The sequence below is a fragment of the Raoultibacter massiliensis genome (genome assembly GCF_900199545.1).
Taxonomy (GTDB): Bacteria; Actinomycetota; Coriobacteriia; order Coriobacteriales; family Eggerthellaceae; genus Raoultibacter; species Raoultibacter massiliensis.
Map to the genome: position 1 here is coordinate 2,245,966 of NZ_LT962671.1, position 17,393 is coordinate 2,263,358.

Consider the following 17,393-nt stretch of genomic DNA (forward strand, 5'->3'; position numbering starts at 1 on the left):
TTGCACTTCGGGCATGATGTCGCCTGGCCGGCGAGCACGCACTTCCCATCGACCATGGCCACGGTACCGCATTCGACGCACGTTACGGCTCTTCTCCGAATCGGCCTGCACTTACCGCATGCCGGGTTGCACACTACGCACATTTCGCTCCTTTCAGCAAAGCGTTCCGCCTTCCGCAGAAGCCTCGTGCTGCATCGTCGCCCGACGCCATCCGTTTTACCGGCGACGGATCCGAAACGCCTGCCGCCCTATTCGCCATAGAAGAAATTCAGCAGCTCTTGGTGGGTGTGAATCTCGAGTTTCCGATAAATGTTCGCTGTATGCGTCCTTACCGTATTAGGAGAAATGAACAGCTTGTTGGCTATGAAATCGGCTTTGTGGCCACGCGTCAGATATGTGAATATCTCTGTCTGCCGAGGGGAGAAATCGTAAAGTCGGGCGATCTCTTCGACCCGATTGCTCAGCTGCCGCACATCCACCTCATCGCCGCCTGCAACAGGGATATCCTGTTCGATGCCTGGTTCGATACTGGCCGAGAACCCGCGCTTTATATCTTCGATGATCGTTGATTCGAGTTCGTCACTCGCACCGTCCGAGAGTTCGTATGCTATCCATGTCGGCGAGCACAGAAGAATCGCACCGAGAGCGAACAGCGTGACGACGAAGATGAACACGAGCACGAAAAGCGGCAGGGAAACAACGGATTGAACCGAGGCCGCAAAGGCGATGCCGCATCCCCCGACAAGGCAGACAACCGAAGAAAGCCCTACCCTACCGCACATGACCCCCAGATCGGCGCCAAATGTCACCGATACGTCGATGCACAAAACCATCGCCAAAAACAGGGCGAGCGATATCACCGCCCCCATGATAATGGACATGGCGATATCGGTTCCAGCACCCCCGACCACGAACAAAACGGCGAAAATCGCCAGCAAACCCAAGCAAACGTACTGGATGATCGTCGATCCTGACTTGCGCGAGAAGATCATCCACAAAACGAAAACCGCGGCCAGGTTGACCAACCCCATTCCGATCGGGCTGAAGGCGAAGCTCGCCTCCGAAGTTGCATCGAGGACCCCATAGCAAAAGCCCGCGGCCAGAAACACCGACCCAAGCAGCACGATGCGAGCGCGTAGCCCGCGCCTCTGCATAACGAGCGCCTCCACCACGATGCGAGAACTCACCTCGCACGAATCGCGCGGCGTGCAAAGGTAGAACGCCACCAGGCAGCAAGGGGGAAACGCCATCCACCCGATGCCCCAATACAGCGGCTTCACAATCCAGAGCACATAGTAAAGAACAGCAGAGAAGATAAGCGCCATGAGAATCGCAATGGTCATGGCATCGGTTTTGCGCGTAGCGTACAGGCCCATCCAGCATCGCACGATCAAAGCCAGGCAGAACCCCGCCAAGCCCATGGAGAGAGACAGCGTGATCCAATCGACATCGATCAACGACCAGACGGTTGCAGCGCACAGCACGAACGTCACAAGCGTGAGCACCGAACACGCAAGGGGTACGACCACCTTGTCCGAAAGCGATTGCATGGCACCCGGCGCAAAGCGCAGCGCCAGCAGAGCCAGAGCGAACCCGATAAAAAGCGAAAGCTTTGCGCCGGGAGGATAGAACACGCTTTGATTGCCGAACACGGCAAGCCACGCCCAAGCAAATGCGAACGCAGCGCCGAGCCATCGAATCGAAAACACCGTTTTACCCTTCACGTGCAATCCGAGCTTCGAAGCCATGATGCTATCCCCCTAGCGGCAGCACGGGTGCTGCCATTCATTGCGAGACCCCGCGACAAGCGTACCACACTCGCTCGCATGCCCGAAACGGCAAGCGCAGGTGCCCGCACCGAGCACCTGCGCCGCATTGCGCGAAGCCTTCTAGCCTGCCGTCCCCCGAACGAATCCATCCTCGTACGAGGCCCTGCCGAATCCCGTGCCTTAGGAAACGGGCTTCAGCTGGATGGCAAACCGATCGACGGCCGTTTCGACGGTCAGCGGCAACGCCACCTCCGGATACTCAACGATTGCGTAGCCCGCATTACACAGCGATTCGTCGAGCGAAGCGATCCATTCGCTCGCCGAATTGCTCTCGGATAAGCCCCGGGCAATGCCCACGCGCTCGACGAGCCTGTTTTCATCATCCAGAACGTCTCCCTTTCGAGCAAAGGTATTGATCTCCAAGCGCATTTTCATATCACCTCGCATTCCCTTTCAGATCATCTCCGCCTGCGCCGGCCCCATCGCAATCGGGGGTCTTCGGCTGCAAGCGGCTCTTCGTCCTAGTCCTTTGCCGCACGCCGCTTCGCAACGAACAACCTGATATGTTTGACGGCCATGCAGATGATCATCAAATATGCGGCATATCCGGCAAACGGATAGATCATGTTCATCAGCTCGCCGTACGGCAAAAACGATATCGCGAAAACGAGCACGCCCGCCACAATAGTGGCGATTATGTACCTCTTCGAGCCGTCCTTGCCGAACGCCTGCGAAACCGCCCAGAGGTTCGGCGTAACAGTCGTGTAGATGCCCAGCAGCAAGATGATGGAGAACACGCCGGCGACGGCGGGCATATAGTGCGCCGCAAGCGCGAGCGTCGGAATCTCCTGGTTGTACACGATGTCGATGTTCGCCAGCTGCGAGAGCGTGATGCAGATCGCACCGAGAGCCAGAGCAACGGCGCCGACCAAAGCCGCAATGATAGCCTCCTTCTTAGAGGTGGCATCGGCGCCCATGGCCGACCCGAACGAGGCCAGCGGATAGATGTTCATGATGCCGTACAAGATGCCGGAAAGCAGCCAGAAACCAGACGCCTTCAGCATGGGCGGATCGGCGCTGGCAATGAATTCGGGGGCCGTCGCCAAGCCGCCGGGGTTGGACGCGATCGCAACGACCGCGATGATGATCAAACCCGCAATGATGACGGGGCCGAGCGGCCCGAGCACGTCGAGGAGCTTCTTGAGCCCGAGCAGGACGGAGGCCAGCACGAGCGCAATCATGACGAGGCGGCCGACGATCTCGTTTACCCCGAAGTATTGGGACACGATCGACCCGACGCTCGAAACCATCGTTACCGTTACAAGGAACAGCATCGAGATGGCAAGGATCTCGTACACCCAGCCGAGATATTTTCCGCAGTAATACTGGAACACCTCTCGAGAATGGCGCATTTTCGTGCGAGAACCCGTAACCATGAAGCAGTAGAACAGCCAGAATACGAATCCGTAAGCAACGAGCACGCCCGCCAAGCCCCAGAATCCTTCCGATGTATAATACTGCAGCGTTTCCTGCCCGGTTGCGAACCCGGCGCCGATCATGAACCCGATGATCGCACCCGCGATTTTGAATACGTTTTTACCCTTAACCTTTCCGGTCCCCTGGTCGGAACCGCTTTCGGACTGAGCGATGTTCGTAGTGGTACCGTCTTCCATGTTTACCCCTCGCTTTCGGCTGTTGCCACTGAAACAGACCAACGATCGTCCGAATCTGCCAATACGGGAGCCATATCTCGGTAATAGCCTACTTTAAGGCATCGAGACGGACAGATCGCCTGACAATACGGCTCCTCCTCTTCCTTGAGACACAACGCGCATTTATCCAACTCGGGAATATGCGCAAAGCGCATTTGCAGCTTCTCTTTTCCCCTCATCTTCGGCTTGTCCCGAATGACCGTGAGCCACGTTTCGCCGAAGGGTACGCGGTTGATCTCCCTGCAGGCTACCTGGCAGGCCTGGCACCCGTTGCAGTAGTCGGTGTTGACAAAAAATCCTATCCTCTCAGCCACGGCAATCAGCGCTCCTTTCCGAGCTCTTCCTGATATCGCAGAGCGTCGAACGCATGGGCGAATTTCCATAATGCGGATCGCAGGGCTCAGCGGGAACCAGGATGTTCGAGTTCGATCCCTTCCAGCCGTGCCCCGGCAAGCCGAGCTCCTTGCAATCCATCTTCCAACCGGGGCGCGGCGTGAACACAACGCCCTTCTTCGCCTCGTCTGAAACAACCGCCCTGACCGTGATCGAACCGCGGGGAGACTCCACTTCGATCCAATCGCCGTCCCCGATCCCGCGATCCTTCGCATCGTCGGGATGCACCACGGCGAACGGATCGGGATACAGTTCTCGTTGCTGGGGGACGTTCGTCCACGCGGAATGGAAGAACATGTACAGGCGGTGGCCGGAATCGAACACGAGCGGGTAGCGCTGCGAGAGAGCCGGTGCGCTTACCGGCGATTCGGCGGGTTCGGTATAATCGGGCAGCGGATCGTATCCGAACTCGGCTGTGGCGCCCGACCAGAACTCGAAACGACCCGTAGCGGTTTCAAAGCCCGGCTGCCCATCGGCGCGGAGCATGCCTTTTTCGTGCTTGTAGTAATCGCGGTTTTCAGCAAGAAGATGAGGACGGATCTCGATCAGATCGCTCGCTATGTACTCATCCCACGTCATCTCAATCCCATACATGATCTTGAGTTTCCAGAGAAGCATCTCGCGATGCGACTCCCACGGCCACTGTTCAGGGTTGATGCCCTTGCCGTATTGCAGGATGAAATCCCAATCGTCCCAGCATTCGCCCGGCGCTTCGACCGCTGCGCGTGCGGGAATGAAATACCCTTCCGTCCGCTCGTCTTCAGTGGTCTCGATCTCGGACCACGTGGAGGTGGGCAAGACGATATCGGCAAGCTTCGCCGTCTCTGAAAAGTAAAAATCTTTGACAACCAAGAGTTCCAGATTGGGAGAAAGCAGCGCTTCCTCGATTTTCTGCGGGTTCTCGTAGCACATGAGCGCATCGCTCGCGATGAACACGAGCATCTTCACCGGGAAGGGCTTTTCAGTCAGGATGGCGTTCCATACTCCGTAAGGCCAATGCGTTCCGCCGAGCACCGGGAGCGCCGGATAATCTTCGGCTCCGATCATCTTCGACTCGGGAGCCAGCAAGTCGACGAACGGGTTCAGCGTGAGCTCGACTTCCGACGCTACACCCATGCCTGGATTGAGCACATAGCCGCCAGGCTGATCGACGGGCCCGAGCAGCCCGATCAGACAGGTAATGGCACGCCCGTTCTGAATGGCGTTGGAATGCATGCAGTTCGGCCCGAGGTAGTTGTAGAACTGCGACGGAGCGTACTTTGCCATCGTGCGAGCTGCCTCTGCGATGTCATCGGCGGGAACGGTTGTGATCTTTTCGGCGTATTCGGGAGTGAATTCGCTCACCCGCTGCGCCAGCTCATCGAAACCGTAGGTCCAATGCTCGATCCATTCGGCATCGTAGAGCCCCTCGCGTATGATTACGTTCATGAAGGCCATAGCCAACGCACCATCGGTGCCGGGCCGCGGGCGAAGCACGATATCGGCAATGTTCGACAGCTCGTTGAAACGCGGGTCGATGGATATGATCTTCGCCCCATGCTTCTTCTGGTTCTCCCTCATCACGTGAAACTGCTCGATCAGGCAATGAGGCGATATTCCCCACAGCACGTAGCAGTTCGTTGCGAAGGGGTCGCTTCTAAAACGAGCCATCAAATCGGCGCCCGTGTCCTGCCCCACGCCGAAAGAAAGCGCATTCGGAATGATGACGGGGCTCAGACAGACGTGCAGGGGCGCCAACCCCCAGGCGTGGCCGCCAAGCGTGTGGTTGAGGCGCATGTGCCAGTCGTTCGTCGATCGGCTGGTTCCCTGGCCGACGATGATGGATTCGGGTCCATACTGCGCTTGGAGCTCTTTGGTTTTGCTGATGATGGTCTCCATGGCCTCGTCCCACGAGATCCGCTCCCATTCGCCCGACCCGCGTTGGCCGACGCGGCGCATGGGATAGATGACGCGCGATTCGTCCTCGTGAATGAATCGTTGGCTCAAACAGTGGCCGCAGATGTTGCCCTTCGTGAAAACGTGTTCCCTGTCGCCCAAGATCTTTACGATCTTGTTGTCTTTGGAATAGACGACCACACCGCAGCGGTTGTGGCAGCCGGTACACATGGTTCGCGTACGCTTCACGGTCGGATCGCTTTCCGCCCCATAGCCCGATTTCGCATAATCGCGCACGTTTGCGTTGCTCATTGATTATCATCCCCCTATCGTATCAATCGGTTTCTTCTTGGCTTGCTCTGAAGCATCCCATCATGGACCTTCGTTTTTCGGACGAATGCAAACCCGTCCAAGATGAAACCGCCCCACGACGCAGACACTCGTTTGTTTGCCAGGCGAATGACCGAGATGTTCGCACGGTATATCGGCGCCGATTACAAAGTTGCGAACACCTGCAGTGCGTCAAGGGGAATGGTAGGAAGAGGAGTTAAACGCGGGAATCGCCGCGATGTACGAAAACGAGGAGACGGCTCAACGAAAAGCAGGATTCCTCTGGCCTCGCGCGACTAGTCAACGATTAATGAAGGTATTGACCTGCTAAAACCTATTCCAAAACGTATAAGACCGCGCAAATGGCAGACGGAGAGGCATGCACAAGCACCCGGTGCGACAGGCGATCGTCAAGAGCGGCTCCGAAATTTCGAGACGCTCGCACGAGACAAGAGCGGCGCCCGATCGGGCGTTCATGGATAATTGCGCGTTCTCGGCCATTTCGACCTTGCGGACAAATGGCTGTTTCGCTATACTTCTTGTTCGCGCTTCACTTGTGAAGCCGATTCGCCAACGTGGCTCAGCTGGTAGAGCAACGCACTCGTAATGCGTAGGTCAGCGGTTCGAATCCGCTCGTTGGCTCCAGAAAAAGTACAGGTCAGTCAGGGGAACTTGACTGACCTGTTTCTGTTTTCGAAGCCATCGAAAATCAATGTGCGCCAACCGCGTGCCAAAAACCCGAACCGGCCTTCTACAGCTTCTGGCCGATGTAGAAAACGTATCCGTAATGCTGCCCGTATTTCGAGTACAGATCCACCTCGTATCGGTTTTCCGCAACGAACGCTTCTACGGTTTCATCATCGGGATACTTCTTCAAAAGCTCTTCGAGCACCGCCTCGCGCGGAACGAAGTACTTCTCGGTCCAGCAGTATTCCGGCAGCGCGAAGGAGGCAATGAACCGATATCCGCATGCCTGCAGAATGGCAACGTTATGCTCGACCGAATCCAATCCGCTTCCAGCATCCGACCAGAACCCCTCGATGACAGCAGGATGCTCGGCGGTCAGCCACGAAGGACAGGTTACGGCGAGGTAGCCGCCCTTTTTGAGGAAGCCCCGCCAATGCGCAAGTCCTTTTTCGAAGCCGATATTATCGATTGCGCCCTCCGACCAAATCAAGTCGAGCGACTCCTCCTCGAAGGGAAGGTCGTCCATCGAACCGACGATTCCCCTCACCCGGTCTCCGACACCCTGTTTGTCGGCGTTCTCGTTGAGAACGCCGATGAAATCCGAAAACATATCCAAACCGACGATGCTGCCGGACAAGTGGCGCGCAAGTTCCATCGTTTGCGGGCCGCTTCCGCATCCCAAATCTGCCGTGTTCGAGATTTGTTCGAGATTGCCAAGGAACCCGAGGGCTTTGCACGTTGTTTCGGTGCTGCCGGGGCCCTGCCTCTCTAATCCCACATGGGTTTCGATCAACAGATCGATTATCGACGGCTGCTTGTTTTCCATAAGGCGTGCCTCCTTTTTGCCAAGCATACCATAGCACCGGCCGCTCGACAGCCGTCTCGCTTTTCGCACCGAAACGCTGCACGAAGCATGAGATAATCCTGTCATGCCGAACCATGTACGAAAACTCTTTGCATCCGCGCTCGCGCTTGCCCTTGCCGCAGCGCTCGCCCTTGCAGGCTGCTCCCACGCCCCCGCCACCCCGAACCAAGCCCAAGGCCTTGAACGCACCGAAAGCATCGCACTCTCGGAGATTCCCGAATACGCAGGCGAGCCCTCTGTGGAAGTCGACGGCGGTCAGCCCGGCTTCACTGACGAGGATATTGATGCCGCCAAAGCGGGTGGCCTCGAATCGTACAGCGAGCTCGACGCTTTGGGACGATGCGGACCGGCCGTCGCCCTCGTCGGACCCGAGACCTTGCCTACTGAAGAGCGCGGCAGCATCGGCATGGTGAAACCCTCGGGCTGGCAGATATCCAAATACGATTTTATCGACGGCAGGTACCTTTACAATCGATGCCACCTCATCGGCTTCCAGCTTACCGGCGAAAACGCCAACGAGCGAAACCTTATCACGGGCACGCGCTATCTGAACACGCAGGGTATGCTCCCCCTCGAAAACGAGATTGCCGCCTACGTCAAAGAAACGGGCAACCACGTGCTTTTTCGCGCCACCCCCCTCTTCCAGGGCTCCGAACTCGTTGTCCGCGGCGTGCAGCTTGAGGCTCTGTCGATAGAGGACGGCGGTGCGGGCGTGCGCTTCAACGCGTACTGCTACAACGTCCAGCCGAATGTCGAGATCGATTACGCCACGGGAGATAACAGCGGCGCCTCAGCCGAAGATGCAGAAGCAGCCGGCGAGGAGCGCGTCTACATCCTCAACACGCGCTCCATGAAGTTCCACGATCCCAACTGCAAATCGGTCGACGACATGGCAGAGCACAACAAGCAGGAGTTCACGGGCACGCGCGACGAGCTTTTGGAGGGCGGATACGAGCCTTGCGGAAGATGCGATCCGTAAGACGAGCGCGCCGAATCAGAGAGTGCCGCCGCCCGCCCGCAATTGCGCCCGGGATTCAAGCGTGCGGAGGTGCTTCACGATAAACCCGTAGCTCGCAACGTCGGCGATCGGAAAAAGCTGCAGGATAACGAACACGACGGTCGTGGAAAAGGCAATGAGGCCCTTGCGGTACGCAAGGACGATATTCGATACGGCAAACGAGCTCGTCGCCATGAGAAACAGGTAGTTCACCAAGCTCATAATCGGAATGAGCACGGCCATCATGGCTCCGAACATGATACCCAACGATGCAAGATGGATGCTCAGCGTCAGAAGAGAACTGGCGAACGCGAACAAAAACGCATAGGCGAACGTAACCACGAAATAGGGAATCATCAAAAGCTTGCACACGAACACCTGCAAACCCAACCCCCGCTGCTGATCGGGGCGCGAAGCAAGAGGTCCAAGCGATGCGAAAGCCACCACAACGCAGGCGATGGATACGAAAAACGCCAGAACAAGCGCGCCGACGCCCGCTGTCATGAGAAAGCTAAAAAAACCGGTGTCATTGAGCAGGTCGGAGTCCATCAGCAAGAACGGCAGCAGCATCGAAGCCGTAGAAACGTTCACCAACACCACGAACACAATCAGAAGAATTCTTCTCGCCGCCTTCATCGCGCTCCTATCGTTTATACGCACTCGGCCGCACATCGGACGAACAGCGCTGCGGCATCGCCGCGCCAATATCATTGCCACATGCAGGCTCGACCCTCGATCAGCGGGAGCACTTGCCGATCCACCCATCGAACGACGCTCCCGACGAACACCAGCAGCCCGGCGATAGCCGGGCTGCCAGCATGCTTCCCGATCAGGCTAGGCCCTTCGGCGGGCGTTGAGCTTCGCACCCAACGCGATCACCGAGCAGGCGACGGCAAACAGCGCTACCGTCAAAGCGGCATCGAGCATCGGATCGCCCGTTCGCGGGGCGAAGCCCTTGCCCGCGCCCGAACCCTGCGTCGGAGTCGGATTCGGGTTCGCAGGAACGCTCGCAGTGGTGTCCCATTTCGCATACAGCGTCATGTCCTGCTGCACGGCGCTCGCAAAATCCCATCGGGAGCTCAGCGAAGTATCAGTATACCAGCCTGCGAATCGATAACCCTCCCTGACGGGCGCCTTCGAGCCGGTCGGCTCAACTGCGCGCTGTCCCTTCTCAACCGTTTGGTCGGCGGGCTTCGGGGCACCGCCGTTCGGCTCGAACCGCACCGTCACCGTATCGGCAGCCTGCGGCCCGATGTCGGCGAGCAGCACGACGTTATGGGCAGATCCGCTGCCCCCCACGACAACCGGCTCCGAAGCGTGCGTCGCCGCGCGCGTCGCGGTAACCGTCACATTGGGAACACCGCTTCCCGTATCGGATGGCGTATACACGCCCGCGCCGTTCGCGGCAAGCTCTATGTTCGGGGTGTCGACGCTCCATGCATAGCGCTGCGGGCTCGCCAAATTCCATGACATCGCATAGGGACTGAACGACTCGCCTTCGCTCGGTGCGATCGCGCGGCCGATGTGGGTTGGGTATACCTCGGTGATCGTACCGCCATCAGCCCGTATCTCGTCCGCCCCCGGCACGCGCTGCGATACGTGCACGGCGGGAACGTTATCATTGCCGTTAAGCGGGTTGACGGCCAAAGCGATGCCCGTTATGGTCGAACCTCCGCTCGCCTCGATATGAGATTTGACCGCGATGCCCGAACGTTCTCCCTCAAGCGTCAAATCGGATCCGTCTTCAGCATAGACGCGGGTCCCGAGACCCTCCATGCTCTCATCGTCCTCATAGCTCAGCCATCCGTAGTTGCCGCCCGAGGCGTCTACAGTCGAATCGAGGAATCGGTACGAGCCACCGAGCGACACGATGCCGGCGGACACATCGCTTATACCGGCGGGCTTCGTCGCATGCTTCACCGTAGCGCGCACATCGCACCCGATAAACGGCGTCTCTCCAACCAACGCCGACGCCATGTGGATGCCCGCCGCCGTGCCCGTCGCCTCGAGCGCGCTGTTCTCGAAATACGCCTGAGGCTCAGGATCGGCGGTTCCATCGTATCCGTTATGGCCATCGTATATCTGCAGACCGGTCGTAGGCTGCATGGCCGATGTCGCCGTCGCGCTTACGAACGTGTTCTTCAGAACGGGCCTGCGAAGGATGGCTCCGATGGAGGCGCCTCCCCCTTGGCTGTCATCGGCGATCGCCACGATCGAAGCAACCGTGTTGCCCGCACCGTATACCTCGGTGGCACGCAGAACTTCGAGTGCGATGAAAGAACTCGTTGCCGTGATGCTCGCGTTGCTCGGAGACGACTGATCGCCAATGTAGAGGTAATGTATCTGAGCGCCCCTCTCGCCGCCGTCGGCAAAGACCTGCGTATTGCCCGCAAGCCGTGCCGTTTTCCAGATTATCGCGGTACCGTTCGGCGCGGTGGCACCCACGTACGTGTTTCCATCGAGATACACCGTTCCGTAGGCAGGACTTTCCGAGCTTGACAAGAACCCAATTCCCGCAGACCCAGGGGCCTGCTCCACGTACACCGAACCATCGAAAGCGTAGAGGTCCTGGCCGTCAATCGAAAACAGCACTTCAATATCTACGGAATCGGAGATGAGGGAAAGGGAGCTTCCATTGAGTATCATCGAATTGTTCGGAGCGGATTCGAGTGTATCGCGCACAAGCAGGAAGTAAGCGCTCTGGGCAGACGGAGCGGCACGGCCCGTAAACGAGGCGCCGTTCATGTACAGCGAACCGCACACATCGACGATAGCGGAATACGATTCGGGGCTTACATCCAAAACCGCAGAGCTCGAAACATCGAGCGCTCCGAGGATATTCAGATCCATGGTCTCGATTCTATCGGAGACGCGCACGTTCGCATCCATGTCGATCGTACAGTCGAGCCCGAACATGTCATCGGAGGAACGAAGCAGCACGCTCTGCAAGGCGCCAGAGCCCTGTATGGTGAGATTACCGCTCACCCCCTCGTCAACGACGAGGGAAGTGTCGGCATCGAGCGCTCCCCAGCCGCTTTGCGCCCCGCTCAAGACATAGGCCGTTTCAAAAAGCGTGAGCGTCGTCGCCCCGCCCGCCGAGATGACGATATCCCCCGAAGAGAGCGGCGCCGCAGAAACGCCTTCATCGAAGGGCACTGCATCGAGAGGTCTCGAACTAAGCGCGAAATCGTCTCCGCCGGCGTCGCGCCCTCCCTCATCTTCAACCTTCCCAACGTTTACCGGCAGGTTCGGCACGTCGATAACGGTTCCTCCGTTTTCCCCAACGATTGAGCCAAGCGGTTCCGCGCTTGGACGCACCAAAGAAGCGGTATCTGCAAAAGCGCCGATGGGAATGGCCATCATCGTCACTAGAATAGCGACGATCACACAGGTGAACACCCTGCTGCGAAGCGATGCTTTCATATGACATCCTTTCAATTCGCTCATCTATGCATTCATTTTTATATAAGTTATTACTAATTATGCCATAGATGCGCTAGAACTGATAGTAAAAGAGTAGGATTCCATGAGAGAGCGAACGGATCGCGTTGAGAGCAAACATGCAAGCGGGGCAGCTCGGCGATTTGCCGAGCTGCCCCGCACTAGATAATCGAGCGAAAGACGCGGATGCCAACGCCCCGCACGACCAAACCGTTGGCCTAAAGCCAGCCCGCCGCCAGAACGCAAGCACGCACGAGCCGAAAGGCGGCGAACAACCCGCCTACTCCTCCACCTCGATGGTGGTCGGATCGGCCAGCGTGCCGCGCTTATCCTTCACGACGGATGCAACGAAACCGCAGACGCCGACGATCCACATCAGGCATGCGAAGATGACGTTGAGCACCATGTTGTCCAGACCCGTGAGCAGCGCAAAGTTGCTGATGACGAGAAATGCGATGTAGCACAGCCCCACCAGCGCCAAAAGCGGTGCGATCGTGGTGGTGAAGACGTTGTAGTGATAGCCCTCTTCATGGTTGTGCTTGCGCAGATACCCCAGAACCGAAGCGCACACCAGCAACTCGAGCGTCATGATGCCCACAACGGCGATGGCCGAGGCGATAGCGCCGATCTGCGTGTAGGGGTCGAATCCGAGCACGAGGCACACGAGCACGACGATCAGGCCGAACGCCAGCTGCACGATCGAGGCGATGTAAGGCGATTTGTGCTTCGGATGCGTGCGGCCGAGCGCCTTGGGCAGCATGCCCGCGCGACCGAATGCGAACAGGTAGCGCGATGCCATGTTATGCGTGGCCAGCCAGCAGGCAAACGCGCTCATGATGAAGAAGAAGTTGAAGACATGGCCGGCAATCGGGCCCATGTAGGTGGTCACCACCGTGTAGAAGATGTTGCCCGCCTGATCGGATTGGGCCATGGCAACGATCTCATCGCCGCCCATGCCTGCGATGACCGACCATGCCGTGAACGCGTAGACCACCCCGACGAAGATAACCGCAAAGTAGGTGGCGCGCGGAACCGTGCGGCGAGGGTCCTTGGCCTCTTCGCCGAAAATGGCCGTTGCCTCGAAGCCGATAAAGCACAGGAAAGCGAATGCGATGCCCAACCCCGGAGCCCCGCTGAAGAACGTCGCCGGATCGAACGAAGCGGTCGTGTAGGCGGCAGGGCCAGCCTGAACAAGCACCGAGATATCGGTAGCCGCAAGAATCACAACCTCGCAGACGAGGCAAACCATCAAAAATTTCGTGCCGCCCTCGATGCCAAAGTAGCCGAGCAGAAACACTGCGATGTAGAGAACCACGGTAAGAATCCACCACGGAACCTGAATTCCCAATTCGATGTTCAGGATATCGGAGGCAAAATAGCCGCCCACCGCAGCGGTGTACAGGGTCAGAAAATTGTACGCCGCAACGGCGAGATACCCCGCCGCGCCGCCAAGCCGCTTTCCAAGCCCCATCGAGATGTAGGTATAGAAAGCACCTGCGTTGGTCACATGCGCGCTCATAGCCGTATAGCCGACGGCAAATAAAATGAGCAGCACGCCGATGAACAAGAAGTCCATCGGAGCGGCGATGCCGTTGCCGAGGCCGATGATAAGCGGGATGTTTGCAGCGCACGCCCCCAAGGGCGCCGCAGCTGCGATCACGAGAAACGCCAGGGGCACGGTGCCAATGACACCATGTCTGAGTTCTGTGGAGTGATCGGTTTCCTTAGCCATATCCAATCCTTTCCTATTTTCCTATTTGGGAGCCATGGGCAGACCGACCAACCGAAAACCCGATCGATTTGGACTTCGGCCAAAAGGATCCGTCCCCACCGCAGATCGCACTGTTCGGATACCGTTGCCCACGCGTTTCCAAAGCGCAAACAATGATACTCCCCCTTATATAAATTTTGCTCTCGCGTGCTCTAATTTTTCTCATCATGCGGCGAGCGGATTGAAAAGCGAGGACAATAGGCATAATCGGGCGAACGAAACGCCTCCGCTCGGCATCAAACCCGAACCCGACAACACCCCAACGTTTGTCAGGCTCTCATCAGAGTCTCTCTCGACCGGCTACGCGCCCTGCTGCCGACAGCAGCCAAGCGATTCCCGACCCTAAAAATGATGCAGATTTTCTACCATATAACTATGTATGATGTTATTATTTTGGAAGGTAGTTCAATCAAGGAAGGGAACCGCAATGAAATCCACTGTGCTGAAAACAACGAGAGCGAGCTTGGCAGCTTTCCTTGCCGGCCTCATGCTTATCGCATTGCCCCTGTTCGGATGCTCCGCGCCTGCCGAAGAGCCACAGAAAGAACCCGAGCCCGTCGAATCGCCTGACCCCGTCGAGAAGCAAGACGACGCGAACAAGGACGATGCCGCGAAGGATGGCGCGACCTCGAACAGCAGCGAACCAGCCCTTACCGGCGCGATATCCCCCACCGACACCAGCGCCGAATCCCCCGCACCTATCGGTCAGGCCGTGGAGCTCGGCATCTACTCGACGGGAGACAAGCTCTACCACGCCGTGTACGCCTCGATCGACAAGGTAACCACAACGACCGAAGACAGCGCCTATGTCGAGCAGTGCTTCGCCGACCACAACGCCGTAGCGCCCGATTTCATGCAGATCGACCTAGCGAACGCCGAGCTGCCCGATGACGTCGAGATATGCATCGTCGATTACACCGTGACCGTTCCCGAAGATTTCAATGCGGGCGAATTCGGGCTCTCCAACGTGCAGCAGACCCTCAAGGCATCCAACCCCGAAGGCGGCGGCATCCCCACCAAGGGCGGAAGTTACGTGGGCATGGGTATGGTCGATGAGCTCGAAACCGAAGCCGACGCGAAGTATTTCCCGGGCAACACCTACAAGCTTCGCGGATACTTCGCCATGGTCAAGGGATACGAGGATTACGTATTCGATGTCATGACCTATCCCGAAGGCACCGACAGCGAAGACATTTCCGGGAAGTCCATCTACGCCTACTTCGCCGCACGGTAAGCGCCACGATACGCCAGGCACGCCACGCAACCGAAAGAGCCCGCGCATAGGCGCGGGCTCTTTCGGTTTCCCAGGCCGCACATCACCGCAGCCCGCCCGCGCCATCCGCAAACGAGAGGGCGCTCTGCCAGTCCTTGTACCTTGCCGCGCAAAGGCGATTTCCGCATCGCGCCGAGAACCGATGCATCGAACCAAACCGATATCGAACCGTAGCCCATGCGGCACCGGCCCCCCATCCCGTTAAGGTATGCTGGTACATGCTTTACGAAGGAGGCAAGGGATGGACAAGATATCGCTTCGCAGCGCGATCGGCAAGGCAGCTCTTCTCGTCGGAATCATCATCTGCATGACCGTGTTCCAGGATCGGTTCGGATCGGAAAACATGCTGGTGGGCATTACGCTCATCACGGCTCTGCTCATGTTTCTCAAAACCGATATAGGGGTGAAGACATCGCAGGCGCCCCTTCTCATCGTCGGCCTGTTCGTCGCAATCGTATGCGCGGCACTGCTTGCCAACCTCAATCCCCTCGTGCTGCTCGCCTTCAACCTGGCCTTCGTCTTCGCTATCATGTATCTCACGACCGCGCGCATCGAAGACAGGTCGTATCTGCCGTTTATGCTGTGCTATCTTTTCATCCAGGGCATCCCAGTAAGCGAAAACGCCTTTTCGGCACGTTTGGCATCGGTTGTGATCTGCGGAATCATCATCGCTGGAGTCTACTGGGCGGTTCATGCGAAAAAACCTTCACCGGATGCGTCCGTGGGATCCATCATCCGAGCAATCGACGTGCATTCGCCGCGCTTCTCCTTCGCCTTGAGAATGGCCGTCGGAGTTAGTGTGGCTATGCTGGCAGGAGAACTTCTCCAAACCGATAAGGCCATGTGGATCGGACTTACCGTGTTTTCGCTTACGCAACCCGAACGGAAGGCCGTCATGGAGCGGTTCGGAAAGCGCATGCTCGGGACAGCGATCGGAGCAATCGTCTTCGTCGTGGTTTTCATCTACCTTGTTCCCGCAGAATACCAACCCATCGCCATCCTGCTGTTCGGCTACATCTACATGTTCGCAAAAGACTACGAGATGCAGATCATGTTCATCACCGTCAACGCCCTTGCAACGGCCGCCCTGCTATTCGATCCGAAAACGGCGATCGTCGGACGAATCGCACTCATCGTCATCGGATTCGCCATCGCCTTCGCTGTCAACGGAATACCGTGGAGCAAACTCACATCGGCACTATCTCAAGCCAGCAGCCATCAGGGTCAACGATGAAATAGATTCCCATACCCTTGTTTTCATGGCAGATGCAGCCCATCTTTTCGTGCAATTCATGGGCTGACGCCATATCGTCGACGGCAAAGGCAAGGTGGGTATCGTTGCCTCCGTTGTTGTACGGCTCGACGCACGCCCGCAAGAGTCCGCTATCTGCGCCTGCTATTCCTGCATCATGGCAGCAGAAGCCCAATGCTCGAAGAACAGTGCGACGTTGGCCAAAAGCACCTCGGGGTTTTTGTCGGATCGCGTAAACTCGTCAGCGATGTCTTCGACGGGGCACGCCTGGGCGAGCTTTCTCCCCTTATCGGTAAGCGCTATGTCGATGCGCCGCATATCGCCATCCGTGGGCTCGAATACGACAAGATAGCCCCGATCGCGCAGTCCGTTCACAAACGCCCGCGCCGCCTGCGTCGAGCATTGGTTCGCCTGCGCAACCTCGGTCAGCGTAGCCGTTCCGTCCCCCGAGGCGACGGCATCGAAGATGAGAAGCTGCCGCCCGGTAAAATGCCCGTACTTTTTTCTCAGGGTCATATCGATGCTTTTCTTGAACGAGAGCAACTCGTACATCTCCGTCTTACGCATCGCAGACTCCGCAACGTCTGCGCCTGCGACTTTCCCTTACGCGCCGGACCGGCAAACCCCGCAGGCTTCCCTGCCCGCATCCTGTACGCCCATCCGCAAGCGAAGACGCGAAAACGCCGCCGGCTCGCTTCGCAAGCCGGCGGCGTCCGACAATAATGTACTGTATTACTTTACTGGCAGCGGATGCCCGACGCGAGCATTCGAAAAGCCCGCAGCGAAGCTGGCAGCAATACAGCTCCCCCCCCCCAGCCGTTTCCGTTTGCTTTCTCTTTGCTTCCATACAACCAGCCATCGTGTTCACGGTGTTTTTCCTTATCATGCTAGCAATCTTTAATGCAATATATTACATTGTGTAGAAAAATGAAAGAACTTTCTTATTTTGTAACCAGAGCCTCACCAACGGCGGAATCAAGAAGGCCGCCTGCTCTAGGGAAGCAGGCGGCCGTATCAAAACCCTAGCG

The 17,393-nt window shown here is 57.7% G+C and carries 13 protein-coding genes and 1 tRNA gene; 4 read left to right on the plus strand and 10 right to left on the minus strand.

Translation table 11 applies throughout. The features are described from left to right. Positions 1 to 248: 248 nt before the first annotated feature. The 5 genes from C1719_RS13865 to C1719_RS13885 all read right to left on the minus strand — a co-directional run bounded on the left by C1719_RS13865 (position 249) and on the right by C1719_RS13885 (position 6,061). Positions 249 to 1,748 carry a helix-turn-helix transcriptional regulator gene (locus C1719_RS13865; RefSeq protein WP_102375645.1) on the minus strand — a complete coding sequence of 500 codons (1,500 nt, stop codon included), beginning with the start codon at positions 1,746 to 1,748 and terminating at the stop codon, positions 249 to 251. A gap of 201 nt (positions 1,749 to 1,949) precedes the next feature. Further along, a complete protein-coding gene (locus tag C1719_RS13870) occupies positions 1,950 to 2,204 on the minus strand; it encodes a hypothetical protein (protein ID WP_102375646.1) in 255 nt (84 codons plus the stop codon). 86 nt (positions 2,205 to 2,290) lie between these two features. Continuing rightward, positions 2,291 to 3,442, minus strand: a complete 1,152-nt coding sequence (locus C1719_RS13875; protein ID WP_102375647.1) for a YkvI family membrane protein — start codon at positions 3,440 to 3,442, stop codon at positions 2,291 to 2,293. 2 nt (positions 3,443 to 3,444) lie between these two features. Continuing rightward, positions 3,445 to 3,795: a 4Fe-4S dicluster domain-containing protein gene (locus C1719_RS13880; protein ID WP_102375648.1), complete on the minus strand. Its 351-nt coding sequence runs from the start codon at positions 3,793 to 3,795 to the stop codon at positions 3,445 to 3,447. Further along, positions 3,788 to 6,061: a molybdopterin-containing oxidoreductase family protein gene (locus C1719_RS13885; protein WP_102375649.1), complete on the minus strand. Its 2,274-nt coding sequence runs from the start codon at positions 6,059 to 6,061 to the stop codon at positions 3,788 to 3,790. Before C1719_RS13885 ends, C1719_RS13880 begins: the two co-directional genes overlap by 8 nt. Positions 6,062 to 6,648: 587 nt before the next feature. On the opposite strand from C1719_RS13885, the gene C1719_RS13890 reads away from it, so the two are divergent. Next, a tRNA-Thr gene (locus C1719_RS13890) sits at positions 6,649 to 6,724 on the plus strand. 106 nt (positions 6,725 to 6,830) lie between these two features. Here the strand turns inward: C1719_RS13890 and C1719_RS13895 are convergent. Beyond that, complete coding sequence (locus C1719_RS13895; RefSeq protein WP_102376097.1) at positions 6,831 to 7,592, minus strand: class I SAM-dependent methyltransferase; 762 nt, start codon at positions 7,590 to 7,592, stop codon at positions 6,831 to 6,833. A 103-nt stretch (positions 7,593 to 7,695) separates the two neighbouring features. On the opposite strand from C1719_RS13895, the gene C1719_RS13900 reads away from it, so the two are divergent. Next, the gene (locus C1719_RS13900; protein WP_102375650.1) at positions 7,696 to 8,610 is read left to right on the plus strand and encodes a DNA/RNA non-specific endonuclease; all 915 of its coding nucleotides are present in this window, start codon (positions 7,696 to 7,698) and stop codon (positions 8,608 to 8,610) included. 15 nt (positions 8,611 to 8,625) lie between these two features. Here the strand turns inward: C1719_RS13900 and C1719_RS13905 are convergent, their stop codons facing one another. The 3 genes from C1719_RS13905 to C1719_RS13915 form a co-directional block, all read right to left on the minus strand. Continuing rightward, complete coding sequence (locus C1719_RS13905) at positions 8,626 to 9,264, minus strand: DUF6652 family protein (protein ID WP_102375651.1); 639 nt, start codon at positions 9,262 to 9,264, stop codon at positions 8,626 to 8,628. 198 nt (positions 9,265 to 9,462) lie between these two features. Beyond that, positions 9,463 to 12,051: an InlB B-repeat-containing protein gene (locus C1719_RS13910; protein WP_180963629.1), complete on the minus strand. Its 2,589-nt coding sequence runs from the start codon at positions 12,049 to 12,051 to the stop codon at positions 9,463 to 9,465. A gap of 298 nt (positions 12,052 to 12,349) precedes the next feature. Continuing rightward, positions 12,350 to 13,801 (minus strand): APC family permease, encoded by a 1,452-nt coding sequence (locus C1719_RS13915; protein ID WP_102375653.1) that lies wholly within the window; start codon positions 13,799 to 13,801, stop codon positions 12,350 to 12,352. Between the two features lie 466 nt (positions 13,802 to 14,267). Here C1719_RS13915 and C1719_RS13920 point away from each other — a divergent pair, with 466 nt between their 5' ends. Both C1719_RS13920 and C1719_RS13930 read left to right on the plus strand, forming a co-directional pair. Further along, the gene (locus C1719_RS13920; RefSeq protein ID WP_102375654.1) at positions 14,268 to 15,074 is read left to right on the plus strand and encodes a hypothetical protein; all 807 of its coding nucleotides are present in this window, start codon (positions 14,268 to 14,270) and stop codon (positions 15,072 to 15,074) included. A gap of 280 nt (positions 15,075 to 15,354) precedes the next feature. Continuing rightward, positions 15,355 to 16,347 carry an FUSC family protein gene (locus C1719_RS13930; protein ID WP_180963630.1) on the plus strand — a complete coding sequence of 331 codons (993 nt, stop codon included), beginning with the start codon at positions 15,355 to 15,357 and terminating at the stop codon, positions 16,345 to 16,347. Positions 16,348 to 16,509: 162 nt separating this feature from the next. Here C1719_RS13930 and C1719_RS13940 read toward each other — a convergent pair whose 3' ends face one another. Continuing rightward, positions 16,510 to 16,932, minus strand: coding sequence for a helix-turn-helix domain-containing protein (locus C1719_RS13940; protein ID WP_102375657.1), 423 nt, complete (start codon positions 16,930 to 16,932; stop codon positions 16,510 to 16,512). Between the last annotated feature and the right edge of the window lie 461 nt (positions 16,933 to 17,393).